This is a genomic window from Pollutimonas sp. M17 (assembly GCF_025836975.1).
Lineage (GTDB): Bacteria > Pseudomonadota > Gammaproteobacteria > Burkholderiales > Burkholderiaceae_B.
The window spans coordinates 1,118,696-1,144,057 of record NZ_CP107548.1; the positions used below are offsets into that span (position 1 = coordinate 1,118,696).

Sequence of the window (25,362 nt, forward strand, 5' to 3'; positions counted from 1 at the left end):
AGATGAATCGTTTATTGCTCGCCGTTGTCGTGCTGGCGCTGGCCGCGCTTCCCCTGATTCCGGCCACGCCCGAATTCTGGATTACGCATCTCAATTACATCGGGCTGGCAAGCCTGGTCGTGCTGGGGCTGGTCCTGCTGACCGGCATAGGCGGCCTGACGTCCTTCGGGCAGGCCGCGTTCGTCGGCATAGGGGCCTACACCACCGCCTGGCTGACCACGGCCGTGGGCTGGTCGCCCTGGGTGGCGCTGCTGATCGGCCTCATGCTGACCTTCCTGGTCGCCTATGTGCTGGGCGCCATCACGCTGCGGCTGTCCGGCCATTACCTGCCGCTGGGCACCATAGCCTGGTGCCTGTCGCTGTATTACCTGTTCGGCAATCTTGAATTCCTGGGCCAGTATGACGGCATCGCCGGCATCGCGCCCATCGAATTCTTCGGTTTCTCGTTGGGCAAGGGCCGCCATATCTATTACCTGATCTGGGTCTTCGTCCTGCTGTCCATGCTGGCAACGCGCAACCTGCTGGATTCCCGCCCCGGCCGCGCCATACGCGCCCTGAAAAGCGGCGGCGGCATGGCCGAATCCTTCGGCATCGACATGGCCCGCTACAAAGTCATCATCTTTGTGTACGCGGCCTTGCTGGCCTGCGTTTCGGGATGGCTTTACGCGCACATGCAGCGCGCCGTCAGTCCCAGCCCTTTCGGCCTGAACTATGGCATCGAATATCTGTTCATGGCGGTGGTGGGCGGCGCGGGCAGCGTGTGGGGCGCCGTGCTGGGTTCGGGGCTGATCCTGACCCTGAAGGACCAGCTGCAGAACGTCCTGCCCAAAATCCTCGACACCAGCTCCAACTTCGAGCTCATCGTATTCGGCGTCCTGATGATACTGGTGCTGCAATACGCGCGCGACGGCATCTGGCCCATCCTGTCCTCGTGGTGGCTGGCGCTGACCGGCAAGTCCGAACGCCGGCGCATTGCGCCTCCGCCCCAGGCCCCCGACCTGCTGCAGCGGCCCAGGCCCGCCAAAGGCTCGCTGGTGCTTGAGGTCGACTCGATACGCAAGGAGTTCGGCGGCCTGGTTGCCGTGAACGACATCAGCTTCTCGCTCAAGGCCGGCGAAATCATGGGCCTGATCGGCCCCAACGGCGCCGGCAAAAGCACCACCTTCAATCTCATCACCGGCGTGCTGCCCGCCACAAGGGGCAAGGTCCGCTTCCTGGGCGAAAGGCTGGATGTCCTGCCGTCGCGCGAAATCGCCCGCCTGGGTGTGGGGCGCACCTTCCAGCATGTGCAGCTGCTGCCCACCATGACCGTGCTCGAGAACGTGGCCCTGGGCGCGCACCTGCGCAACAAGGTCGGCGTCCTGTCCGCCGCCCTGCGCACCGAACGGCGCGACGAGGCCGAGCTGCTGCACGAGGCCGCCAAGCAATTGCAGCGCGTCGGACTGGGCGATTACCTGTACGAACAGGCCGGCAACCTGGCCCTGGGCCAGCAGCGCATACTTGAAATCGCGCGCGCCCTGGCCGCCGACCCCGTCCTGCTGCTGCTGGACGAGCCTGCGGCGGGCTTGCGCTACAAAGAAAAGCAGGAACTGGCCGGTGTCCTGGATCAGCTCCGCCAGGAAGGCATGAGCATCCTGCTGGTCGAGCACGATATGGATTTTGTGATGAATCTTACCGATCACCTGGTCGTGATGGACTTCGGCACCAAGCTGGCCGAAGGCCTGCCCGCCGACATCCAGCGCAACCCCGCCGTGCTGGAAGCCTACCTGGGCGGCATCGACGACGACTTCAATTTCGACGACCCGCCGGGCGCCGCCCACGGCGCTCCTGCGGCATCCGGAGCGGGAGGCATGGCATGAGCAGCGGCAACAAACCCAAGCACCCCATCCTGCAGGTCACCGACCTGTCCGCCCGCTACGGCAAGGTCAACGCGGTCGTCGGCGCCAACATCTCCGTCACCCGCGGCAGCATTGTCACCGTCATCGGCGGCAACGGGGCGGGCAAGTCCACCTTGCTCAATTCCATCATGGGATCCCTGCCCGCCACCGGCAACTGCTCCGGGTCCGTGCAGTACCTGGGCTCTGAAATCGGTTCGTGGCAGGTCGAACGCCGCGTGTCCGACGGCATCTCGCTGGTGCCCGAAAGGCGCGAACTGTTCGGCAGCATGTCCGTCGAAGACAATCTGCTGCTGGGCGGCTTCCGCCTGTACCGCGCCGGCAAGCACGGCTGGAAGGAAACCATCAACGAGGTCTACGACCTGTTCCCGCGATTGCGCGAACGCAAGGCGCAGCAGGCCGGTACCCTGTCGGGCGGCGAACGCCAGATGTTGGCCGTCGGCCGCGCACTGATGGCACAACCCCAGCTGCTGATGCTCGATGAGCCCAGCCTGGGCCTGGCTCCTCGCATCGTCCGCGAAATCTTCCAGATCATCGCCCGCCTGCGCAGCACCGGCGTGGCCATACTGCTTGTCGAACAAAACGCCCGCGCCGCCTTGCAGGTGGCCGATTACGGCTATGTGCTGGAAACGGGCGAAGTCGTCCTTGAAGGGAAGGCCAAGGAACTCAGCGGCAATCCGCGCGTTATTGAAAGCTATCTGGGTTTGGGGAACGCCAAGAAAGAAGCCGCTGGCGCTTGACAGGGCATTTCCCTGAGCAACTCTGGAACGCCGGCCGGTTCCACTATGAATCCGCCGGCGCATTGCCATGCTAATTTTGGGTCAACACCCTTCGTTCTGCGTGTTGCTAGAGTCCAGGGCACATGCATTGCAAAGGTATGCGTCGGACTTGCATCACGCAGTTCAGCAAGGCACGGCTGGCAGGCCTGGGGCCGTGCTCCCATCGCTTCGGCCCCTGCGGGGCTACCCTTGTCCTTGCTTCGCGGCGGGAGCCGGGCGTGAACTCGCCGGATATCAGCCGCCTGTGGGCTGATATCCGGCTCAGACAGCACGCCCTCTTACGCTCCCACCGCGAAGCAAGGCCTGCGGCTTGCTCAAAGGTCGCCCGGCCCCAGGCCCGCCAGCCGTGCCAGCGCAAGGAATCAGAAAGCCCCCAAACGCTGCGGTGCCGCAAGCATGGGAGGGCACGCTTTAATCGGATTTGGTGGAAGCGCATGATTCAAGTCGCCGCGCCCATTCCTGCATATCATACTGATGCGAATAGGCTCCCCAACCTTCGCCATGGATGCTCGCGACTCATGGACCTTGAAGGCGTGGCGGGTAAGCCGGGGGCGGGCGACCTTTGAGCAAGCCGCGGCCATTGCTTCAAGGCGGGGGCGTAAGAGGGCGTGCTGTCTGAGTGAGTTTTCAGCCCACAGGCGGCTGAAAACTCACGAGTTCACGCCCGGCCTCCGCTTTGAAGCAATGGCAAGGGTAGCCCCGCAGGGGCCGCAGCGATGGGAGCACGGTCCCGGCTTACCCGCTACGCCGTTTAAGAAACCAGGAAGCCCAGCGCAAGAACCAGAGACAACCGACCTACGAGCCGCGCCGCTTAAGGAAAACTGGAACGTCAGCTTGAGAATAACAAGAGGCCAAAAAAAACCAATCCAGGAAGCATCCCGAACAGAAAAAAGGGCGCCCATTTAAAAACAGGCGCCCTTGATCATGGCTAATGGAAACGCAGTTCAGGCCTTCTTGTACCGATGGACCAGTTCCCCGATAATCCCGCGCCGGAACGCCATCACGCAGATGATGAAGATCAGCCCGATCACGATCGTCACCGACTCGCCCAGCACCTGGAACCATTGCACCCCCGTGGACTGGCTGAGGAAGCGCCCGAATTCGCCCACCTTGTTCTCCAGCATCACCACGATGAACGCGCCCAGCACCGGCCCGGTGAACGTGCCCAGGCCGCCGATCAGCGTCATCAGGATCACCATCCCCGACATCTGCCAGGTCGCGTCCGACAAGGTCGCCGACACGAACACCAGCGCCTTGGTCGCGCCGGCCAGCCCGGCCAGCGCCGCCGAGATCACGAAGGCCAGCAGCTTGAAGTTGTCCACGTTGTAGCCCAGCGAGATCGTGCGCGGCTCGTTCTCGCGCAGCGCCTTGAGCACCTGCCCGAAGGGCGAATTGACCGTGCGCCAGCACACCGCGTAGCCGAACACGAAGATCGCCATCACCACGTAGTACAGGTTGATGTCCTGCGACAGGTCCAGCCCCAGCAGCGTGCCGCGCGGGATGCCCTGCAGCCCGTCCTCGCCATGCGTGAACGGCGCCTGCAAAAAGAAGAAGAACACCATCTGCGCCATGGCCAGCGTGATCATCGCAAAGTAGATGCCGCTGCGCCGGATGGCCAGCGCCCCCATGACCAGGCCCATCAGCGCGGCCACCGCCGTGCCAAAGAGCAGCCCCAGCGCCGTGGACCAGCCCCACACCGCCATCGCGTGCCCGGCCGCGTACGCCGCCCCGCCCAGAAAGGCCGCATGCCCGAAGGACAGCAGCCCCGTGTAGCCCAGCAGCAGGTTGAACGCGCAGGCGAACAGCGCGTAGCACATGACCTTCATCACGAAGATCGGATAGGCGCCCAGCGCCGGCAGCAGCGCCAGCACGAGCACCGCCACAAGAGAGCCGATGACTTGACGGTTCATTTTTCCTTCCCAAACAGACCGGCCGGACGCAGCAGCAGCACGATGACCATAATGATGAAGACCACGGTGTTGGACGCCTCGGGCCAGAACACCTTGGTCAGCCCCTCGATCACCCCCAGGCCCAGGCCCGTGACGATCGAGCCCATGATCGAGCCCATGCCCCCGATCACCACCACCGCGAACACCACGATGATCAGGTTCGAGCCCATCAGCGGCGAGACCTGCATGATGGGCGCGGCCAGCACCCCGGCAAAGCCGGCCAGCGCCACGCCGAACCCGTAGGTCAGGGTCACCACCAGCGGCACATTGACCCCGAAGGCCTCGACCAGCTTGGGGTTCTCGGTGCCCGCGCGCAGCAGCGCGCCCAGGCGGGTCTTCTCGATGACGAACCAGGTGGCCAGGCACACCAGGATGGAGGCCACCACCACCCAGGCCCGGTAGATGGGCAGGTACATGAAGCCCAGGTTCACCCCGCCCTTCAGAAGCTCGGGCGTGGGGTAGGGCTGGCCCGAGACGCCGTACAGGCTGCGAAACAGCCCCTCGATGAGCAGGGTCAGCCCGAAGGTGAGCAGCAGCCCGTACAAGTGATCCAGCTTGTACAGGTGGCGGATCAGCGCGCGCTCGGTCAGGATGCCGAAGGCGCCCACCACGATGGGGGCGATGATCAGCATCAGCCAGTAGTTCAGGCCCAGGTACTGCAGGCCCATCCAGGCGATGAAGGCGCCCAGCATGTACAGCGCGCCGTGCGCGAAGTTGATGATGTTCAGCAGTCCGAATATGACCGCCAGGCCCAGTGAAAGCACAGCATAAAACGAGCCGTTCACCAGGCCCAGCAGCAGTTGCCCGAGCAGCGCCTGGATGGGTATGCCGAAGAGTGCAGTCATAACGATAAGAGATCCGTGACGGGGCTAGGGACAGCCCCGGTTGAAACAAGAGGCCCTCCGCTGTGGCGGAGGCGCCTCTTGAAAGTGCATTTTATTTTTTTATGAACTTGCAGGTGGATTCAGCCAACGATGCGTAGACTTGATCGCCCGGCAGCTTCTTGACCACCTTGTAGTAATCCCAGGGACGCTTGGATTCGGAGGGTTTCTTGACTTCCATCAGGTACATGTCGTTCACGACGCGGCCGTCTTCGCGCACCACGGCGTTATGTGCGAAGAAGTCGTTGACCTTGTTGGACTTCATCCATTTCATGACGGTGTCGGCATCGTCGGTGCCGGTTTCCTTGACGGCCTTCAGATAGTAGGATGCCGCGGAATAATCGCCCGCCTGCAGGAAGGACGGCATGCGGTTCATCTTCTTGAAGAAGCGTTCGCCCCATTTGCGCGATTCCTCGTCCTGGTCCCAGTACCAGGCCGAAGTCAGGTTCATGCCCTGGGTGGCGTCCAGGCCCAGCGCGTGGATGTCGTTGATGAACACCAGCAGGCCGGCCAGCTTCATGGTCTCGGTGACGCCGAATTCCTTGGCGGATTTGACCGAGCTGATGAAGTCGCCGCCCGCATTGGCCAGGCCCAGGATCTTGGCGCCCGATGACTGGGCCTGCACAAGGAAGGATGAGAAGTCGGCCGTGCCCAGCGGAACCTTCACGTCGCCCACGACGGTGCCGCCGGCTTTCTTGACGACTTCGCTGGTGTCGCGCTCGAGCGAATGGCCGAAGGCATAGTCGGCCGTCAGGAAGAACCAGGACTTGCCGCCTTCGTCCACGATGGCCGAACCCGTTCCGCGAGCCAGCGCGATGGTGTCGTAGGCATAGTGGATGGTGTAGGGAGAGCACTGCGAATTGGTCAGGTTGGACGAGCCCGGGCCGATGGCGATGAAGGGTTTTTTCTTTTCTTGCGCCACGGCCGCCATGGCCAGCGCCGTAGCCGAGTTGGTGCCGCCGAGAAGCATGTCGATCTTGTTTTCGTCGAACCAGGCGCGGGCGCGAGACGAGGCGATGTCGGCCTTGTTCTGGTGGTCGGCGATCATGAATTCGATCTTCTTGCCGTTGATCTGGCCGCCCGCGTCTTCGATGGCCATGCGTACGGCCTCGCCGCCGCCGGCGCCGTCGATGTCGGAATAGACGCTGGACATGTCGGTGATCATGCCGATGCGGATGACGTCGTCGGATATGCCTGCGGCCTGGCCCGGGATGGCAAAGCCTAGGCCCGCCAGAGCGAACGCGACCGATAGGGTACGCAATTTCATGAGGTGAGTCTCCTTGTTGTTGTACCGGTTATGCCGGCGGATAGAGGGGTATGAGGTTACACGCCCAGCAGCGTGTTCAGGGTGTCTTGCTTGGCGGCCAGCTCGGCCGCGGCGAACTGCTCGACGATCTGGCCATGCTCCATCACGTAGAACCGATCGGCCAGCGGCGCGGCAAAGTGAAAGTTCTGCTCGACCATCACGATGGTGTAGCCCTTGGCCTTGAGCGCCGTGATCATGCGGCCCAGCGCCTGTACGATCACCGGGGCCAGCCCCTCGGAGATCTCATCGAGCAGCAGCAGGTTCGCCCCGGTGCGCAGGATGCGCGCCACCGCCAGCATCTGCTGCTCGCCCCCCGACAGGCGCGTGCCCGGCGAGTGCCGGCGCTCGTGCAGGTTCGGAAACATGTCGTAGATCTCGGCCAGCGACATCCCCCCGCCCAGCGTCTCGCCCACCACCGGCGGCAGCAGCAGGTTCTCTTCGCAGGACAGCCCGGCAAAGATGCCCCGCTCCTCGGGGCAGTAGCCGATTCCCAGGTGCGCGATCCGGTACGTGGGCAGCCCGATCGACTCGGTCCCCTGGATTCGGATCGAGCCCTTGCGCGTGCCGGTCAGCCCCAGGATCGCGCGCAGCGTGGTCGTGCGCCCCGAGCCGTTGCGCCCGAGCAGCGTGACCACCTCGCCCTTGGCCACATTCAGGTTCACCCCGTGCAAGACGTGCGATTCGCCGTACCAGGCGTGCACATCGCTCAGTTCCAATGCGGTCGCGCTCATGCGTGGGCTCCTTCCAGTTCGCCGCTGGTCGTGCCCATGTAGGCCTGCATGACCTCGGCGTTGCGTGAGACGGCCTGGTAGTCGCCCTCGGCCAGAACCGCGCCGCGGGCCAGCACGGTGATCGTGTCGGCAATCTGCGAGACCACGTTCATGTTGTGCTCGACCATCAGGATGGTGCGCCCGGCGCTGACCTTCTTGATCAGCGCCGTGACCCGGCTCACGTCCTCGTGGCCCATGCCTTGCGTGGGCTCATCGAGCAGCATCAGCTCGGGCTCCATGGCCAGCGTCGTGGCGATCTCCAGCGCCCGCTTGCGCCCGTAGGGCAGGTTCACCGTGAGTTCGCCCGCGAACTCGGCCAGGTCCACCTGTTCGAGCAGCCCGTAGGCCGCCTGGTCCAGGTGCGCCAGCGCCGTGTCGCTGCGCCAGAAGTGGTAGGACTGGCCCGTGGCCCGCTGCAGCCCGATGCGCACGTTCTCGAGCACCGTCAGTTGCGGGAACACCGCCGAGATCTGGAACGAGCGGATGATGCCGCGCCGCGCGATCTGCGCCGGCTTCTCGTGCGTGATCTCGTGGCCCGAAAAGTGGATCGAGCCCGAGGTGGGCGTCAGGAACTTGGTCAGCAGGTTGAAGCACGTGGTCTTGCCCGCCCCGTTCGGCCCGATCAGCGCATGGATGCTGCCGCGCCGGACCTGCAGGTTCACGTCGCTCACCGCCACGAACCCGCGGAACTCTTTGAAGAGGTGTCTGGTTTCCAGGATGTAGTCGCTCATACCCAGCAATGATGGTTTTGGTATTGTTCAGGATTGAACAAAAGTATGAGAGCAAGCCTTTTAAAACACTATGCGGGTTTTACATAGGTGTCTGGAAAACCCCTAAACCGTCTTGTCCTTGTATTCGCACAGGTCCGCAATCCCGCAGCGCGGGCATTTCGGCTTGCGCGCCACGCATATATAGCGGCCGTGGAGTATCAGCCAATGATGCGCATCCAGCATGAATGTCTTCGGGATGACTTTTTCAAGCTTACGTTCGACTTCGAGCACGGTCTTTCCCGGTGCGATCCGCGTTCGGTTCGCGACCCGGAAAATATGCGTGTCGACGGCGATGGTGGCATGGCCGAATGCCGTGTTCAACACGACATTGGCGGTCTTGCGTCCCACACCCGGCAAGGCCTCCAGCGCCGCGCGATCATCGGGCACCTGGCCCTGATGCCGGTCGATCAGCATTTGGCAGGTCATGATGACGTTGCGCGCCTTGGTCTTGTACAGGCCTATGGTTTTTATGTAGTCGGCCAGCCTGGCCTCGCCCAGGGCCAGCAGGCCTTCGGGCGTGCCGTGTTCCGGAAAGAATTTGCGCGTGGCCAGGTTCACCGAACGGTCGGTGGCCTGCGCCGACAGGATGACGGCGATCAGCAACTGGAAGGTGCTGGCGTATTCCAGTTCCGTGGTGGGGCTGGGATTGGCGGCTTGCAGCCGCTGGAATATTTCGGTGCGTTTTGCGGCGTTCATGATTGCTGGCGTCGCGCGCGTGCGCGGGCGAGAGCCTGGGCAATGGCTTGTTGGCGGAGGGCGGGATCGCTGCCGGCCTGCGTGGCGATGGGCGCCTTGTTGGCCAATGTCCGGGCGGCGAGCGCCGACGATTCGCTGTGCAGGCGGTCCAGCCGGTGCTGGCGCCGGCGGTGATGGCCGCGGGCCGCGTCGGCGCGCTCCGGTGTCCAGTCGGACTGGGCCGGGACCATGCTGATGCAGTCGACCGGGCAGGGCGCCACGCACAGATCGCAGCCGGTGCAGCGGTCGGCAATGACAGTATGCATGAGCTTGTTCGCGCCCACGATGGCGTCGACGGGACAGGCCTGTATGCACAGCGTACAGCCTATGCAGTGGGCTTCATCGACCACCGCCGCCATCAAGGGGCCGTGGCGGCCGCAGTCCTCGTCCAGCGGCAGCTCGGGCAAATCCAGCAGCCTTGCCAGTGCCTGTATGCCTTGCGATCCGCCGGGCGGGCAGCGGTTGATGGCCTCGTGATCCTCGGCGATGGCCTGAGCATAGGGACGGCAGCCTTCATAACCGCATTTGGTGCATTGGGTCTGGGGCAGGACCGCATCGATGCGGTCGACGAGCGATGAAGAAGACATAGAAAAAAAAGGGGCTGCAAGAGCCCCCGATTTCAGATCGCGAGCCGGCGCCCTTACGCGGCGTGGCGTATGAACTGGGCTATTTTAGGACAAATCGTTTCGCGCCAGCGCCGGCCCGAGAATATGCCGTAGTGGCCGCAGTTGGGCGCCATATAGTGCTGCTTGCGGTTCTTTGCGATGCCGGAACACAGATCGTGCGCCGCTTGCGTCTGTCCCTGGCCCGAGATGTCGTCGAGCTCGCCTTCGATGGTCAGCAGGGCAACGTTGCGGATGGCCGACGGATCGACTGTCTGGCCGTCGATTTTCCAGGTGCCGCGCGGCAGGCGGTGTTCCTGGAACACCGTCTTGATGGTGTCCAGGTAGAACTCCGCCGGCATGTCCAGCACGGCGTTGTACTCGTCATAGAAGCGCCGATGCGCTTCCGCGTCGTCGTTGTCGCCCTTGAGCAGGTCCATGTAGAAATCGTAGTGCGAACGCAGGTGGCGGTCGGGATTCATGGCCATGAAACCGGCATGCTGCAGGAAGCCGGGGTAGACCAGCCTGCCGGCGCCCGGGTAGCGCACGGGCACCCGATGGATCAGGTTCGATTCAAACCACGAGTAGGGCTTGGTCGTTGCCAGGCGATTGACCTGGGTGGGCGATTTGCGCGTGTCGATGGGGCCGCCCATCATGGTCATGCTGCGCGGCAGACAGGGCTCGCCGTTGGCGGCCATGAGCGAAATGGCCGCCAGCACCGGCACGGTGGGCTGGCAGACGGAAATGACGTGGACGTCGGGCCCCAGGAAGCGGATGAACTCCTGGACGTAGCGTACGTAGTCATCCAGATGGAAGGGCCCTTCGCCGGCGGGCACCATGCGGGCATCCAGCCAATCGGTGACGTAGACTTCGTGGCTGGGCAGCAGGGCGCGGACGGTATCGCGCAGCAAGGTGGCATGATGGCCCGAAAGAGGGGCAACCAGCAGGACGCGCGGATCATCCCGCTTTGCCTGGTTCAGGCGCTGGAAATGGATCAGTTGGCAGAAGGGTTTCTTCAGCACCGGCTGTTCCTCAATGGCCACCTGCTTGCCGTCGATGGCGGTGTGCGCAAGCATCCATTGGGGTTTTTCGTAATCCTTGCCGAGGCGGTGCACCAGTTCGTAGGTGGCGGCGATCTGCCGCGAAACGGGCGTGTAGGCGAAAGGGCTGTAAGGATGCGAAAAAAGCTGCGAGCCCGTATCGGTGAACGCCGCCAGGGGCGTCAGGAAAGACCGTTGAAGCTCGTGCAGGTCGTACAGCATGTATGTCAGCCCCTTGAAAAGGATGTTCTTGTTGGCGGAGCGTAAATCCGTAAGTAAATGTGCCCAACCACATAAGCTTAATCACAAATCAATGGGCTTGACCAGTTCTTTCCCCGCGGCGTCCGCCGGGCGGCGGACGCCGCCGCAGGAAGAAGGCCTGACGGTGGGGGCCGCGATATGTTGGGGTTTTGCAACAGGACGGGGCTTCGTGCCCGCCTCGTACCCGTGTGCGGTTTGCCTGGCTTGTGCAGTCGTCAGGCAAGCCGCGCCATCAGCGTTCCAGATGCTGGAGCTTGTCGGGCAGCCCGTTCCAGTCGTCGGCGTCGGGCAGCGGTTTTTTGGATCGGTTGATCATGCCGAATTCAGGTGAGAGTTCGGCATTCAGGGCGATGAACTGGACCTGGTCCTGGGGAACGTCTTCCTCGGCGAAAATGGCATTGGCCGGGCACTCGGGCACGCAAACCGCGCAATCAATGCATTCGTCCGGATCGATGACCAGGAAGTTCGCTCCCTCGCGGAAGCAATCCACCGGGCAGACATCGACACAATCGGTGAATTTGCATTTAATACAGTTTTCGGTGACCACATGAGTCATTTGAAGGCTCCTACATCAGACGCCCAGATTTTAACCAATAAATAAAGGCAGGCCCGGATAGGCCTGCAAGCGACACTGGTTTTGGGCCGCCGCAGGGCCGCCGCCCGGTATATAGTGCCGTCATGGCGTCCGGCGCCTGTGCTATGGTAGATAAAACCCCTTTCCGACCCGCGATGATAATCACTTCGTTACTCGATACCGATCTGTACAAGTTCAGCATGATGCAGGTGGTGCTGCATCACTTTCCCGCAGCCCAGGTGGAATACCGCTATAAATGCCGTACGCCCAACATCAACCTGGCCGCCTATCTGGACGAGATCCGCCAGGAAGTCCACGAGCTGTGCCAACTGCGGTTTACCGACGAAGAGCTGGACTACCTGCGCAGCCTGCGCTTCATCAAAAGCGATTTCGTCGATTTCCTGGGCCTGTTCCACATGCCTGAAAAGTGCATCAAGGTGTCCAAGGGAGCGGCGCCGGGCGAGATCGACATCACCGTCAAGGGGCCATGGCTGCACACCATTCTGTTCGAGATACCGGTGCTGGCCATCGTCAACGAAGTGTATTTCCGCAATGTGTGCAAGGAGCCCGGCTGGGAAGAGGGCAGGAAGCGCCTGCAGAAGAAAATGCTGCTGGTCACCGACGATCCCGACCTGGCGGACTTCCGGGTTGCCGAGTACGGCACGCGCCGGCGTTTCTCCAAGGTCTGGCACGAAGAGGTGCTGGTCACCATGAAAGCCCAGATGGGCGTGCACTTTGCGGGCACCAGCAATGTCAAGCTGGCCATGAAGCACGGCGTGACGCCCTTGGGCACCATGGGACACGAATACCTGCAGGCCTGCCAGGCGCTGGGCCCGCGCCTGCGCGATTCGCAGGTCTATGCGCTAGAGGTCTGGGCCAAGGAGTATCGCGGCGACCTGGGCATCGCCCTGTCCGACGTCTACGGCATGGACGCCTTCCTGCGCGATTTCGACATGTACTTCTGCAAGCTGTTCGATGGCGCGCGCCACGACTCGGGCGATCCTTTCATATGGGGGGAGCGCCTGCTGGCCCATTATGCGGCCAACCGCAGCGACCCGCGCACCAAGACCCTGGTCTTTTCCGACGCGCTGACCATCCCGCGCGCGATCGAGCTGGCCAAGCGTTTTGCCGGACGCTGCAAGGTTTCCTTCGGCATAGGCACCAACCTGACCAATGACCTGGGCCACGAGCCCTTGCAGATCGTCATGAAGATGGTCCGCTGCAATGGGCAGCCGGTCGCCAAGGTATCCGATGCGCCCGAAAAGACCATGTGCGACGATCCGGCCTATCTGGCCTACCTGCGCCAGGTGTTCCAGCTGCCCCCGGCCTGATACTTGCTGATGCGCCCGATCGGGGCATCCCTCCACGCAAAGCACGCGCTCCCACGAGGATCACGCTGCTTTTCAGGCTTGAACCGTAATGTTTTGATGTGATTTTTCTTATTTGGGAGCGCTTAAATGAGTGAAGTGGAACGGGTAAACGTGGAAAAGCGTTTGTCGGATATGGCTATTTTCAATGGCGTGGCGTATCTGGCGGGGCAGGTTCCCGACGACAGCAAGCAGGACATCCAGGGGCAGACCGCCCAAGTGCTGGCGACCATAGACCGCCTGCTTGCCACGGCCGGTACCGACAAGTCGCGCATTCTGATGGCCCAGATATTCGTTGCCAACATGAAGGAATTCGATGGCATGAACAAGGCCTGGGACGCCTGGGTCGCGCCGGGCAATGCGCCGCCCCGGGCCACAGTCGAAGCGCGGCTGGCCAACCCGGACTACAAGGTCGAGATCGTGGTGACCGCCGCGCTGCCTTAGGCGCGGCAGGCTTATGGCCTCATAGCAGCAGGGCGGCCAGCGTGCCCCCCAATGTTGCACAATCCTCCAGCCGGTCTTGGGGCACGATCTTGGGTGCCAGGATTTCCTGCGGCGTCTGTGCGCGGGTGTTCACGATAAGCGTGGGCGCAATCTGACGAAGCCGCCAGCCCGTGCAGATCCTTTCCGCCTGGCGGGCCGCGGCGCTGCCGTCGGAGCCGGCCGCGATCATGAGCGCATAAGGCCGGCCATTCAGGCGGTCGAGCACGGAATAGTAATTGCGGTCGAAGAACTCCTTCATGGCCCCGCTGAGCGCCGCCAGGTTCTCGGGCGCGCAGAACAGGTAGCCGTCGGCGTCCAGCATGTCGGCGGCCTGCGTGTCGCAAGCCTCTTTCATTACGATATCGAGCGGGCCGTCCGCCCGCAGTTCGTCGGCCACGGATCGGGCTCCGCGGCTTGCCGCCTGAGCCATCTGCCTGGCCGCGCCGGTACGGGAATGCCATACCAGCAGCAGGGTTTTCTTCCTTGATGAATCGACCATGGTTTTATGCGCCAACGCGTCCCGGACACGTTAGTATAGAGGCGCTGGAACTTACGACATTTTCGCCGCCGTCGCCTCATGACCATCCCTACGACAGATCAGCCGGATATCCATGCCCCGCCTTTCGATGAGGGCTGGCTGGCTCGCGCCGGCGAAGGCCTGGACGAGGCCGGCCGGCATCTGTTGACCCTGGCCGCCCAATGGGTGCGTGGGCCGCTGCTGGGGCTCGAGGCCACGACGGGCGAGCCGCTGGATGGGCATAGCGCGGCGGTGGCCTGCATACTGGCGGAACTGGGCACCGATGCCGAAACACGCGCCAGCGCCTTGCTGGCGGTCTTGCCGGGCGAGCATCCGGCAAGCGGCGCCGGAGCGCGGCAGGATCCGCTGCGCAAGGCATTCGGCACCGAGGTCGTATCGCTGGTGCAGGGTACGCGGGCGCTTCTGCGCCTGGGGCACCTGGCCGGCCAGGCCAGCGACAGCGCCGCCACGGGCACGGATCAGAAGGAAATGCAGCGCAAGATGCTGCTCGCCATGGCCGCCGACCTGCGCATCGTCGTCATGCGCCTGGCCTCGCGCCTGCAGTCGCTGCGCTGGTACGCCAGCTCAAAAAACCCTTGCCCCGCCGGCTTCGCACGGGAAACCATGGAGCTGTATACGCCGCTGGCCAACCGCCTGGGCATATGGCAGATCAAATGGGAGATGGAAGACCTGGCATTCCGGTTCCTGGAGCCCGATACCTACAAGGCCATCGCCCGCCGGCTCGAAGAGAAACGGGTCGAACGCGAAGCGTTCATCGTGGCCGTCGTCGGACAGTTGCAGGATGCGCTGCGCGACGCCCGCATACCCGCCGAGGTCACCGGCCGGCCCAAGCATATATTCAGCATCTGGAACAAGATGCGCATCAAGCAGCTGGAATTCAGCCAGTTGTTCGACCTGCGCGCCCTGCGCGTCATCGTGGACGACGAGCGCGCCTGCTATGCCGCCCTGGCCCTGGCGCATTCGCTGTGGACGCCCGTTTCGGACGAATTCGACGATTACATCTCGCGCCCCAAGCCCAATGGCTACCGGTCCTTGCATACCGTGGTGGCCGACGGCCAGGGCCGTACCTTCGAGATCCAGATACGCACACGGGACATGCATCAGTTCGCCGAATACGGCATGGCGGCGCATTGGCGCTACAAGGAAGCCGGACCCAGGGGCGGAGAGGTTGCGGCGGCGGGCGGCTATGACCAGAAAATAGCCTGGATGCGCCAACTGCTGGCCTGGGACAAGGACACAGGCGCGACCGCCGGCAAGGATGGTGACGGCGCTCCGCAAGACAGGGCCGCCGGCGGGGGCCGCGCGCCCGCACCCGCGGGCGAATCCGGCGAGCGCATCTACGTCATGACGCCGCAAGCCCGGGTCATCGAACTGCCGGCCGGCGCCACGCCCGTCGATTTCGCCTATTACCTGCACACCGACCTGGGCCATCGCTGCCGCGGGGCCCGCGTCGACGGGCAGATGGTTCCGCTGCTGACTCGCCTGGCCACCGGACAGACGGTCGAGATCATCGCCGCCAAATCCGGCGGGCCGTCGCGCGACTGGCTCAATCCCCAATTGGGCTTCCTGGCCAGCCCCCGGTCGCGCGCCAAGGTGCGCGCCTGGTTCAATGCCATCGAATTGCAGCAAAGGATTTCCCAGGGCCAGGCCATGGTCGAGAAAGAGCTGCAACGGCTGGGCAAGACCGCCATCAATCTGGAGCAGATGGCGCAGCAATTGGATTTCGCCCGCGCCGACGACCTGTACGTGGCGGTCGCCAAGGAAGAATTCAGCCTGCGCCAGATCGATTATCTGCTGGGCGCGGGCAAGGGCAGGGCCGCCGAGACGCCCGATAAGGCCGACGCGGCGCCCGAGGCCAGGGTGTATGCCAGCGGCGTGGGCAGCGTGGCCAAGACCGGCAAAAGCGGGGTGCTGGTGGTCGGCGTCGATTCGCTGATGACCCAGCTGGCGCGGTGCTGCCGCCCGGCGCCGCCCGACGACATCATGGGCTTCGTCACGCGGGGCCGGGGCGTCTCCATCCACCGCCGCGACTGTCCGTCGTATGCCGCGCTGGCGGGCCGCCATCCCGAGCGGCTCATCGATGTGGACTGGGGCGATACGGGCGATGCGCTCTATCCCATCGACATCAGCATCCACGCCCAGGAACGCCCCAGCCTGCTGCGCGACCTGTCGGAGGTCTTCGCCAAGCTGCGCCTGAATGTGATCAGCGTCAATACGCATAGCCGCCGTTCGCTGGCCCACATGGTCTTTACGATAGAGGTCAAGAGCGGCGAGCAGATAGGGCGCGCCCTGGCGGCCCTGAACGAGCTGGCCGGTGTAAGCGCGAGCCGGCACTGAGCCGTGTCGCTGCCGTGTCCCCGCCGCACTGCTAAAATGCAGGATTACCTGTTTATCGGCCCTGTGCAAGAGGGCTGCGGCAAGGACCTTGCCTAACCAGAGAGTAATGCCTTGAAATCCTATACCCTGCCCGACCCCGATGGGCATTTCGGCCAGTATGGCGGTTCCTTCGTTGCCGAGACACTGGTCCATGCACTGGACGAGTTGCGGGCCGCTTACGATAAATACCGCGACGATGCCGATTTTCTTGCCGAGTTCGCCTACGAGCTCAAGCATTTCGTGGGACGGCCCAGCCCGGTCTACCACGCGCGGCGCTGGTCCGAAAAGCTGGGGGGCGCGCAAATCTGGTTCAAGCGCGAAGACCTGAACCACACCGGCGCGCATAAGGTCAACAACTGCATAGGCCAGATACTGCTGGCGCGCCGCATGGGCAAGCCGCGCATCATTGCCGAGACCGGGGCCGGGCAGCACGGCGTGGCCACGGCCACCGTCGCCGCGCGCTACGGCCTGGAATGCGTGGTCTACATGGGCAGCGAGGATGTCCGCCGCCAGGCCTCGAACGTCTATCGCATGAAATTGCTGGGCGCCACGGTGGTGCCGGTCGATTCGGGCTCGCGCACCCTCAAGGATGCGCTGAACGAGGCCATGCGCGACTGGGTCACCAATGTGGAGAACACCTTCTACATCATCGGCACCGTCGCCGGGCCGCATCCCTACCCCATGATGGTGCGCGACTTCCAGACTGTCATCGGCAAGGAATGCCTGGAACAGATGCCCGCCGACGCGGGCCGCCAGCCCGACTACATCGTGGCCTCGGTGGGCGGCGGGTCGAACGCCATGGGTATTTTCCACCCCTACATCGACAACGAAAGCGTGCAGTTGATCGGCGTGGAAGCCGCGGGCGATGGCCTGGAAACAGGCCGGCACGCGGCCTCGCTGAATGCCGGCATAGCCGGCGTCCTGCACGGCAACCGTACCTACGTCATGCAGGATGAACACGGCCAGGTCCAGGAAACCCATTCCATCTCCGCCGGGCTGGACTACCCCGGCGTGGGACCCGAGCATGCCTGGCTGAAGGACTCCGGCCGGGCGCATTACGCGGTCATCGACGACAAGGAAGCCCTGGCGGCCTTTCATGATTGCTGCCGCACCGAGGGCATCATGCCTGCGCTGGAATCCTCGCACGCCATCGCACAGGCGGTCAAAATGGCGCCCACGCTGCCCAAGGACAAGATCATTCTGGTGAATTTGTCGGGGCGCGGCGACAAGGACATGCATACGGTTGCCGATTTCAGCGGCATCAGCCTGTAAGACACTGGATTACACATAATGAATGCTTCGAACGAACGGCTTGCCGCCACGTTTGCCAGGATGAACGGCCGCACCGCGCTCGTTCCCTACATCACCGCCGGCGATCCTTCGCGGGCCGCCACCCCCGAATTGATGCATGCGCTGGTCCAGGCCGGCGCCGACGTCATCGAGCTGGGCGTGCCTTTTTCCGATCCCATGGCCGACGGCCCGGTGATCCAGCGCGCGGCCGAGCGCGCCATAAGCCGGGGCGTGGGACTGCCGCAGGTGCTGGAGATCGTGGCCGAGTTCAGGCAGCGCGACCAGGCCACACCGGTGGTGCTGATGGGGTATGCCAACCCCGTCGAACGCATGGGCCAGGCGGCGTTCGTCGAGCGGGCCGGCCAGGCCGGCGTCGACGGCGTGCTGGTGGTGGATTATCCTCCCGAGGAAATCGTCGATTTCGCGGCCCGCCTTGGCCAGGCGCGGATCGATCCCATCTTCCTGCTTGCCCCCACGTCGACCGAGGAGCGCATCAAGAAAGTCGCGCAGGTGGCGCGGGGCTACGTTTATTATGTATCGCTCAAGGGCGTCACGGGCGCGGGTCATATCGATACCGCGGATGTGGCCGAGCGCCTGGCCCGGATCCGGCGCCATGTATCGGTGCCCGTGGGCGTGGGCTTCGGCATCCGGGATGCCGACAGCGCAAAGCGCCTGGCGGGCTGCGCGGACGCCGTGGTCATCGGCAGCAAGCTGATCGAGACCATGGAGGCGGCGGTGGAGCAGGCGCGTGGGCAGGGCATGGACGAGCCGGGTGCCGATGCCCTGGCCATCGAAGCGGCCGCCCGCTGGCTGGGCGGCATCCGCCAAGCCTTGCCCGATGCGGGCTGATTCATCGATCAACGGGCTGGGCGCCGCGATGCGCACGCCGACGGAAAAAAGAACACTGCCCGGTTTCAAGCGGGCATTCAAGGAATAAGACATGAGCTGGTTCGAGAAAATTCTGCCTCCGCGCATCAATCGCAGCAACGACGGCGCGCGGCGCGTCCCCGAGGGCATATGGGTCAAGTGTCCGGCCTGCGAGTCGGTGCTCTACAAGGAAGACCTGAAAGCCACGCTCAATGTCTGCCCAAAATGCAGCCATCACATGCGCATAGGCGCCCGGGAGCGCATCGAGGCGCTGCTCGATCCGGAAGGCCGCGTCGAAATCGGCCAGCATACGCGTCCCATGGACCCGCTGAAGTTCAAGGACAGCCGCAAGTATCCCGAGCGTGTCGCCGAGGCCACCAAGCAGACCGGCGAAAGCGAAGCCATGGTGGTCATGAGCGGCAGCATACAGGCCGTGCCGGTGGTGCTGGCCTGCTTCGAATTCGCATTCATGGGCGGTTCCATGGGATCGGTGGTGGGCGAACGCTTTGCGCGCGGCGCGCAGGAAGCCATCAAGAACCGGACGCCCTTCATTTCCGTTGCCGCGTCGGGCGGCGCGCGCATGCAGGAGAGCCTGTTGTCCCTGATGCAGATGGCCAAGACCAATGCCATGCTGACCCGTCTTTCGGCGGCGGGGCTGCCTTACATCAGCATACTCACCGACCCCACCATGGGCGGCGTCTCGGCCAGCTTCGCCTTCATGGGCGACGTAGTCATCGCCGAGCCCAAGGCGCTGATCGGCTTCGCCGGTCCGCGGGTCATCGAACAGACCGTGCGCGAAAAACTGCCCGAGGGCTTCCAGCGTTCTGAATTCCTGCTAGAGAAGGGCGCCATCGACATGGTGGTGGACCGCCGCGAGATGCGCGGCGAACTGGCCCACCTGCTGGCCTTGCTGACGCGCCAGCCCGCCGACGTGGTCGCCAAGGCTTGATCTAGAACGCCCAGTTCAGGTTGAGCTTGCCGCTGTGCTCGGTGGCGCCGCGCCCGAATTCCCCCGCGTAGGATAGGGACAGCAGGGCGCGGCGGCCCACTTGCAGTCCCAATCCCAGCCCCACCAGGGCCGCATCGCGCGCGATTGGCGTGCCGTTCACGGTAAAGCGGCTGCCTTCGCTGAAGGCCATGGTCGATTGCGGCTTGACGTCGCCCGCGGCATGGCGCCATGCCAGGCTGGCATCCACACGGGCCTGGGCGCGCCCCAGTTCAAGAGGAATATTCCCGCGTACGCCCAGCGTGGCGCTGCCCACGGTGTTGCGCGACCTGTCGCTGCGCAGGGCGGCCCAGCCGCCCGATTCGGAAAACGCCGGAGTGCGCAGCTGCGAACCCGTCAGATTGACGAAGGGTTCGACGGTGGCCGGCCCCCATGGGACGGCATAGCCCAGTTCGGCGAACAACTGCGCCGCGGTCGCCGCATAATCGGCCTGGAGCGTTTGCTGCCCGCTTTCCAGCGCGATCCGCCGGGTGCTGCGGACCCCATGCCGCGTATAGGCGGCGCCCAGCAGCAGATTGATCTTGCCGTGCTCCACGGCCATGCTTTTGCCGGCGTAAAGCGCAATGCTGGCGCTGTCCACCCTGGCGCTGGAATTGCGTTCATCCACCTTGCTGCGGCTATGCATATAGCCCAGGGCGGCGCCCAGGCGCCAGCCGCCGGCGATGGGCGTATCGCCGCCGACGAATACGCCATGGCTGGTTGCGGTGGAAGATGCCGTTTCATCGCCGCCGCTCAGGCGCTGGCGGCTGGCCACCACATCGGCCCACAGGGGCAGGGCGGCCGATTGCGGCATGGCGGCGCGGGGGATGCTGGTTCCCGCCGAGGCCATGGGCGCGCCCGGCACCATGCCGGCATCGAGGTTGTTGCGCAGGTAGGCGAAGGGCAGCTTGCTGATGTACTGGCTGGTGTTGAACAGCATGGCCGGCGTGGCGGCATGGATCTCGCCGGAAAGCGCATTGAAGAAGCCGGGCGCCTGGCCCTTGCGCTGGAGCAGCGCCGCCTGATAGACCGGATTCTCCGCAGGTATGCTTTCTATGGCATTGGCCACATTGCGCTGGTTCCCGGTGTAGGCGGCATCGGCAAAGCGCGTGCTGTTGCGCTGGATGTCGAGGAAAACTGTGTCGTGGCCGCTGGGGTCTTCATCGTAGTACAGCGAGGCGTCCAGGAAGGCGTAGGGGAAGTCGATGCCGTCGAAGCGACCGTTGATGCTGTCGGCCGCCCCCAGGATGGAGTAGCGTTGAGAAGCGGAGTGAGAGCCGGTGCCGGACAGGACGGGAACCACCGTTCCATCAAGGTAGGCGTCACCGACGACGAATACGGAAGCGGACGTTCCACTACTTGGGTCGACGTCGATTTTTAAGAAGGAACCGGGCTCGAACTCCAGTTTGCAGCATACGGTAAAGACGTCGATGGAGTTGTCGGGGGCCAGAGTGCCGCCTGATTTCACGAGCGTGGGAGGAACTTCGCCGATTCCACCCAGGGTGCCGCCGCTGTGGACGGTGAGTGAGCTCGAATCAAGATCGCCATTCACGATCAGGCTGCCGCCATAGACGTTGGTGGAGCCGTCGATAAAATGGGATTTATTGAGTACCGTGGTGCCTGCCCATTGATTCATGGCCTCCATGTTGAAAGTCATGTCTACATCTGTGTCGAACACATAATTGCTGCCGGTGTGATTGAAATTAATGGTGCCGCCCGGTGAACCGCCGAAGCCGCTTATGTCCGCCGCAGAGAGCTTCCCCGGGGCGACAGGCGCCGAACCCGGCGCGGCGCCTATGTTCAAGACGCCAAACTCGCCCATTTCGAATGTTCCCGTCGCGACGACCCGCGCGTTGTCCGCGATAGTCAGCGTGCCGAGGGCAGCGCTGCCCAGGATGGTGGTAGAGCTTACCGTCAATAGGGAATTCTGGCCGGTAACCAGAACGTGGTTGCTGCCGGATGCGCCACCGACTATCAGAGAGTCAGTTTCGAAGGTGCCTCCATTCCTGATTATCAATGAGTTAACGCCGCTAGCGCCGCCCCCGCCGGGGTCGCCCAGTGCGGTCACGTATGCCTTCCATTTCGTACCCGATCCGCTTATCGTGACTGAGCTGTTCAGGCTGGTATCGGCCGCAATACTAAAAGCCAGGCCAGCGTCGGCGGAGCCGCTTTGCAGTAAAAGGCCGCCATTCTCTACAAGGACGGAATCGAAACTGCTGCCGGGCTCGACGACACAGGTGTCAGGACCGGTCTTGATGTAGGCGCCGTCTCTGGACGCGCAAGGCTCGGCCAACGCGCCGCCATGCAGCATGGCAGCGATCAGAATTACCAATGACCTGACTGCTAGCGCCGACCGTGCCAAGCCTGTTCCCACGCAAGTGTGCTTGACGACCATCCGTGTTCCCCGAAAGCAAGACTATCTTATAAATATGTAAATAAATATAACATTAGAATTATTTAGATACAATGAGGAAAAAGAGTACAAGGGCAAAAGAACAAGTGCAAATAAAAAGGCCCTGCCACATCATGCGGCGGGGCCTTCGATTTGAACAGGTCAGGCCTGCGGATAAGCGCAGGCCATTCCCTTCGGCTTAGTGGGTTTCCACCTGTTGCAGCGGCTCGCTGGCGACGGTCGCCGCCGGCTTGCGGGCACGGCCGAGGCGGACCGGCGCGGCGCTGATTTCCGGAGCGGCGTGCCGGGTTTCGATCAGTTCCATGCCCGCATCGGCCAGCATGGTGCTCAACGGCGCCGCCGCAGTGCTTGCCTTGGAGCCGCTTTGGGCGGCGCCGTTGGCGAGAAGGGCCGGATCTTCGCTGGCTACGGTTTCCTCTTGCTGAGTCTGTCCGGAAACCGCCGTCGGCACAAGAGGCGCCTCGGTGGGTTGCTCGGCCGGGGAAGGCTCCGCGGCAGCGGCCACTTCTTCCACCAGGGCCGGCTCTTGCAGGGCCGGCGCGGCGTCAGCGGGTTGGCTGGATGCCGGCTGGGCGTCTTCGTCGGCCGTGGCCGGCGTTGCCGCTGCGACATCGGATGCCTGGCTGGCGCTTTCGGCATCATCGGCCGTCTCGGCGGCTTCCTGCGGCATGAGCTGGGCCTCGGCGACCGGCTCGGCCTGGGCGGGCGCTGCCTCGGCCTGTGCCGACGACTGGGGCGCCGCAGCCGCGGCTTCCAGCATGTCGCCCTGGCTTGTGGCGATGGCGGGCAGGACCTCGGGATTGAACGCGGGCGTTTCGTGCGATACGAAAGGCTGGTTTTCCTCGTTGTCGTCGCTGTCGTTCTCGCCGGCCGATGCGCTGGCGCTGTCGCTGCTGCCTTCGGAGCTGCGGCGGCCGCGGCGGCTGCGACGGCGGCGGCGCTTGCGTTCGGGGTCGAACTGATCGCCTTCGGCCGTGGTTTCGCTGGTCAGTTCGGTTTCGGTTACGGCATTCTCGGGCAGGGTTTGCTCGGCAAGCGCCTGCACGGTCTCGGCGGCGGCCGCAGCGGCTGCTGCCGGCAGGACGCTGCTGTCCTGCTCGATGCTTTCGACCTGGGCTTCATCGCGGCGGTTGCGGCCCCGTCCACGGCGGTTGCGGCCGCTGCGGCCGGTATTGCCGTTTTCACCGGACTCGGCTTGGGCCGAGCCATTGGCGGGGGGCGCGGCGGCCGGGCGCGATTGGCCAGCCTGGGCGCCGTCCTGGGAAGGCGACTGGCGGCGCGGTTTGGGCGCCGCCGTGGCCTGCGCTTCGTCGGAACGGCCTTCGGCGGTATCGTGGCGGCGGTCGCCCCGGCGATGGCGGTTGCGGTCGCCGTGGCCGCGTTCGCGGCGCTCGTTGTGGCGTCCGCCGCTCTTGCGGTGGCCCTGGGCGGGCTTGCCTGCGGTTTCAGCGGCGGGCTCGGCGGCTTTGGCCGCCGTACCGGCGCCCGTCAACCAGTTGATGAGCTTCCGGAACAGGCCGGTGCTTTCCGTGGCAGGACGAGCGGCGGGCGCGGGCGCCGGCGCGGAGATCGGGGCCGGTTGCGAGGGCGTGATGCCCTTGACCAGCGCTTCCGGACGCGTCTTGGCTTCCTGGGCCTTGTTGGGCGACCAGGTCACCGCGGCCTCGGGCTGGGTGACCAGTTCGAAGCTGGTCTTGATTTCTTCCAGGCGCGGATCATCGTGGCGCAGGCGCTCGATATGGTGATGCGGCGTTTCCAGGTTCTTGTTGGGGATGAGGATCAGATTGACCTTCAGGCGCGATTCGATCTTGGTGATGTCGGCACGCTTTTCATTGAGCAGGAAGGTGGCCACGTCGACCGGCACTTGCGCATGCAGCGAGGCCGTGCCTTCTTTCATGGCTTCTTCCTGAAGCAGGCGCAGCACGTGCAGGGCGCTGGATTCGGCATCGCGGACCACGCCGGTGCCGTTGCAGCGCGGGCAGGTGATGTGCGAGCCTTCGTTCAGGGCGGGGCGCAGGCGCTGGCGCGACAGCTCCATGAGGCCGAAACGCGAGATCTTGCCCATCTGTACGCGGGCCCGGTCGAAATGCAGGGCGTCGCGCAGGCGCTGTTCGACGGCGCGCTGGTTCTTGCCTTCTTCCATGTCGATGAAGTCGATCACGATCAGGCCGCCCAGGTCGCGCAGGCGCAATTGGCGGGCCACTTCATCGGCCGCTTCCAGGTTGGTGCGCATGGCGGTTTCTTCGATGTCGGAACCGCGCGTGGAGCGCGCCGAGTTCACGTCGATGGCCACCAGTGCTTCGGTGTGGTCGATGACGACCGAGCCACCGGAGGGCAGCTGCACCGTGCGCGAATAAGCCGTTTCGATCTGGTGTTCGATCTGGAAGCGTGAGAACAGCGGAATGTCGTCGCGGTACATCTTGACGCGCTGGACGCTGTCGGGCATGACCACGCTCATGAAGGCGGTGGCCTGCTCGTGGATGTCGTCGGTATCGATGAGGATTTCACCGATTTCCGGGGAGTAGTAGTCGCGTATGGCGCGTATGACCAGGCTGGATTCCAGGTAGATCAGGATGGGCGCCGCGTTCTCGCGGGCGGCTCCGTCGATGGCGGTCCAGAGTTGCAGCAGATAGCACAGATCCCATTGCAGCTCTTCGACGCTGCGGCCGATGCCGGCCGTGCGCGCGATGATGCTCATGCCGGCCGGAACGTCCAGCTGATCCATGGTTTCGCGCAGTTCCTGGCGGTCTTCGCCTTCGACACGGCGCGAAACGCCGCCGCCGCGCGGGTTGTTGGGCATCAGGACCAGATAGCGGCCAGCCAGCGAAATGAAGGTGGTCAGGGCCGCGCCCTTGTTGCCGCGCTCTTCCTTTTCGACCTGGATGATCAGCTCCTGGCCTTCGGCCAGGGCATCCTGGATGCGCGCCGTGCGTACATCGACGCCTTCCTTGAAGTAACTGCGGGCGACTTCCTTGAAAGGCAGGAAGCCGTGGCGGTCTTCGCCGTAGCTGACGAAGCAGGCTTCGAGGCCGGGTTCGATGCGGGTGATTACGCCTTTGTAGATATTGCCTTTGCGCTGTTCGCGGCCGGCAGTTTCAATGTCGAGGTCAATGAGTTTTTGACCGTCGACAATGGCAACGCGTAGTTCTTCTTGATGCGTTGCGTTGAACAACATCCGTTTCATGAGGTGATTCTCCGTAGTCATGGCGCACCGTTTATCGGCGCACGACCGCGGGTCATTCGGTGTGAGGCGCTAAATCTGCATGGGGGGCGCGGCTGACGGCGTCAGGCGGTGCCCACCTTGTGTCGGGAAGGCACGGCGAACCTGTAGGAACGCAGTTCAGTCAGCAGGGAGGTCAGGTTCACTATAGTGGTTGACAAAAGATTGCTGGGAACGGCAGACGCATTATTGAGTTAGCGGCTGGTGCATTAAACGATGACATACTTTGCAAAAGATTCAGCGTCGCACGCGATTGGCAAT

20 protein-coding genes are annotated in these 25,362 nt (G+C 63.8%); 8 read left to right on the forward strand and 12 right to left on the reverse strand.

All coding sequences use genetic code 11. From position 1 onward, the window contains the following. The first annotated feature begins 2 nt into the window (after nucleotides 1–2). Together OEG81_RS05380 and OEG81_RS05385 are read left to right on the forward strand one after the other, a co-directional pair. Nucleotides 3–1,859 (forward strand): ABC transporter permease subunit, encoded by a 1,857-nt coding sequence (locus OEG81_RS05380; protein ID WP_264131683.1) that lies wholly within the window; start codon nucleotides 3–5, stop codon nucleotides 1,857–1,859. After that, complete coding sequence (locus OEG81_RS05385) at nucleotides 1,856–2,635, forward strand: ABC transporter ATP-binding protein (RefSeq protein ID WP_264131684.1); 780 nt, start codon at nucleotides 1,856–1,858, stop codon at nucleotides 2,633–2,635. Before OEG81_RS05380 ends, OEG81_RS05385 begins: the two co-directional genes overlap by 4 nt. 983 nt (nucleotides 2,636–3,618) lie before the next feature. Here the strand turns inward: OEG81_RS05385 and OEG81_RS05390 are convergent. From OEG81_RS05390 to fdxA, 9 genes are all read right to left on the reverse strand, one after another. Further along, nucleotides 3,619–4,584, reverse strand: a complete 966-nt coding sequence (locus tag OEG81_RS05390) for a branched-chain amino acid ABC transporter permease (protein ID WP_264131685.1) — start codon at nucleotides 4,582–4,584, stop codon at nucleotides 3,619–3,621. Then, complete coding sequence (locus OEG81_RS05395; protein WP_264131686.1) at nucleotides 4,581–5,468, reverse strand: branched-chain amino acid ABC transporter permease; 888 nt, start codon at nucleotides 5,466–5,468, stop codon at nucleotides 4,581–4,583. Before OEG81_RS05395 ends, OEG81_RS05390 begins: the two co-directional genes overlap by 4 nt. A gap of 91 nt (nucleotides 5,469–5,559) precedes the next feature. Continuing rightward, nucleotides 5,560–6,771, reverse strand: a complete 1,212-nt coding sequence (locus tag OEG81_RS05400; protein ID WP_264131687.1) for an ABC transporter substrate-binding protein — start codon at nucleotides 6,769–6,771, stop codon at nucleotides 5,560–5,562. A gap of 56 nt (nucleotides 6,772–6,827) precedes the next feature. Beyond that, nucleotides 6,828–7,541 (reverse strand): ABC transporter ATP-binding protein, encoded by a 714-nt coding sequence (locus tag OEG81_RS05405; RefSeq protein ID WP_264131688.1) that lies wholly within the window; start codon nucleotides 7,539–7,541, stop codon nucleotides 6,828–6,830. Continuing rightward, complete coding sequence (locus tag OEG81_RS05410; RefSeq protein ID WP_264130809.1) at nucleotides 7,538–8,311, reverse strand: ABC transporter ATP-binding protein; 774 nt, start codon at nucleotides 8,309–8,311, stop codon at nucleotides 7,538–7,540. The genes OEG81_RS05405 and OEG81_RS05410 overlap by 4 nt, the downstream gene beginning before the upstream one ends. Nucleotides 8,312–8,413: 102 nt before the next feature. Next, nucleotides 8,414–9,046 carry an endonuclease III gene (gene nth, locus OEG81_RS05415; RefSeq protein WP_264131689.1) on the reverse strand — a complete coding sequence of 211 codons (633 nt, stop codon included), beginning with the start codon at nucleotides 9,044–9,046 and terminating at the stop codon, nucleotides 8,414–8,416. Beyond that, on the reverse strand, nucleotides 9,043–9,672 hold the full coding sequence (rsxB, locus tag OEG81_RS05420) for an electron transport complex subunit RsxB (RefSeq protein ID WP_412034114.1): 630 nt from the start codon (nucleotides 9,670–9,672) through the stop codon (nucleotides 9,043–9,045). Before rsxB ends, nth begins: the two co-directional genes overlap by 4 nt. A 53-nt stretch (nucleotides 9,673–9,725) precedes the next feature. Continuing rightward, complete coding sequence (locus OEG81_RS05425; RefSeq protein WP_264131690.1) at nucleotides 9,726–10,949, reverse strand: polyhydroxyalkanoate depolymerase; 1,224 nt, start codon at nucleotides 10,947–10,949, stop codon at nucleotides 9,726–9,728. Between the two features lie 271 nt (nucleotides 10,950–11,220). Beyond that, nucleotides 11,221–11,544 (reverse strand): ferredoxin FdxA, encoded by a 324-nt coding sequence (fdxA, locus tag OEG81_RS05430; RefSeq protein ID WP_264131691.1) that lies wholly within the window; start codon nucleotides 11,542–11,544, stop codon nucleotides 11,221–11,223. Between the two features lie 173 nt (nucleotides 11,545–11,717). On the opposite strand from fdxA, the gene pncB reads away from it, so the two are divergent. Both pncB and OEG81_RS05440 read left to right on the forward strand, forming a co-directional pair. Next, nucleotides 11,718–12,893, forward strand: coding sequence for a nicotinate phosphoribosyltransferase (gene pncB, locus OEG81_RS05435; RefSeq protein ID WP_264131692.1), 1,176 nt, complete (start codon nucleotides 11,718–11,720; stop codon nucleotides 12,891–12,893). A 126-nt stretch (nucleotides 12,894–13,019) separates the two neighbouring features. Beyond that, entirely contained in the window at nucleotides 13,020–13,373 is a 354-nt protein-coding gene (locus tag OEG81_RS05440; RefSeq protein ID WP_264131693.1) for a RidA family protein, read from the forward strand. A 19-nt stretch (nucleotides 13,374–13,392) separates the two neighbouring features. Here OEG81_RS05440 and OEG81_RS05445 read toward each other — a convergent pair whose 3' ends face one another. Continuing rightward, nucleotides 13,393–13,911 (reverse strand): flavodoxin family protein, encoded by a 519-nt coding sequence (locus OEG81_RS05445; RefSeq protein WP_264131694.1) that lies wholly within the window; start codon nucleotides 13,909–13,911, stop codon nucleotides 13,393–13,395. A gap of 84 nt (nucleotides 13,912–13,995) precedes the next feature. Between OEG81_RS05445 and OEG81_RS05450 the strand changes: the two genes are divergently transcribed. The 4 genes from OEG81_RS05450 to accD all read left to right on the forward strand — a co-directional run bounded on the left by OEG81_RS05450 (nucleotide 13,996) and on the right by accD (nucleotide 19,432). Then, a complete protein-coding gene (locus OEG81_RS05450; RefSeq protein WP_412034131.1) occupies nucleotides 13,996–16,287 on the forward strand; it encodes a RelA/SpoT family protein in 2,292 nt (763 codons plus the stop codon). A 111-nt stretch (nucleotides 16,288–16,398) separates the two neighbouring features. Further along, nucleotides 16,399–17,598, forward strand: a complete 1,200-nt coding sequence (trpB, locus tag OEG81_RS05455; RefSeq protein ID WP_264131696.1) for a tryptophan synthase subunit beta — start codon at nucleotides 16,399–16,401, stop codon at nucleotides 17,596–17,598. An 18-nt stretch (nucleotides 17,599–17,616) separates the two neighbouring features. Further along, on the forward strand, nucleotides 17,617–18,465 hold the full coding sequence (trpA, locus tag OEG81_RS05460) for a tryptophan synthase subunit alpha (protein ID WP_264131697.1): 849 nt from the start codon (nucleotides 17,617–17,619) through the stop codon (nucleotides 18,463–18,465). 91 nt (nucleotides 18,466–18,556) lie between these two features. Next, nucleotides 18,557–19,432: an acetyl-CoA carboxylase, carboxyltransferase subunit beta gene (accD, locus tag OEG81_RS05465; protein ID WP_264131698.1), complete on the forward strand. Its 876-nt coding sequence runs from the start codon at nucleotides 18,557–18,559 to the stop codon at nucleotides 19,430–19,432. A 1-nt stretch (nucleotide 19,433) separates the two neighbouring features. Here the strand turns inward: accD and OEG81_RS05470 are convergent, their stop codons facing one another. Both OEG81_RS05470 and OEG81_RS05475 read right to left on the reverse strand, forming a co-directional pair. Continuing rightward, the gene (locus tag OEG81_RS05470; RefSeq protein WP_264131699.1) at nucleotides 19,434–21,800 is read right to left on the reverse strand and encodes an autotransporter domain-containing protein; all 2,367 of its coding nucleotides are present in this window, start codon (nucleotides 21,798–21,800) and stop codon (nucleotides 19,434–19,436) included. Nucleotides 21,801–22,059: 259 nt separating this feature from the next. Continuing rightward, nucleotides 22,060–25,065: an Rne/Rng family ribonuclease gene (locus OEG81_RS05475; RefSeq protein WP_264131700.1), complete on the reverse strand. Its 3,006-nt coding sequence runs from the start codon at nucleotides 25,063–25,065 to the stop codon at nucleotides 22,060–22,062. Nucleotides 25,066–25,362 lie beyond the last annotated feature (297 nt).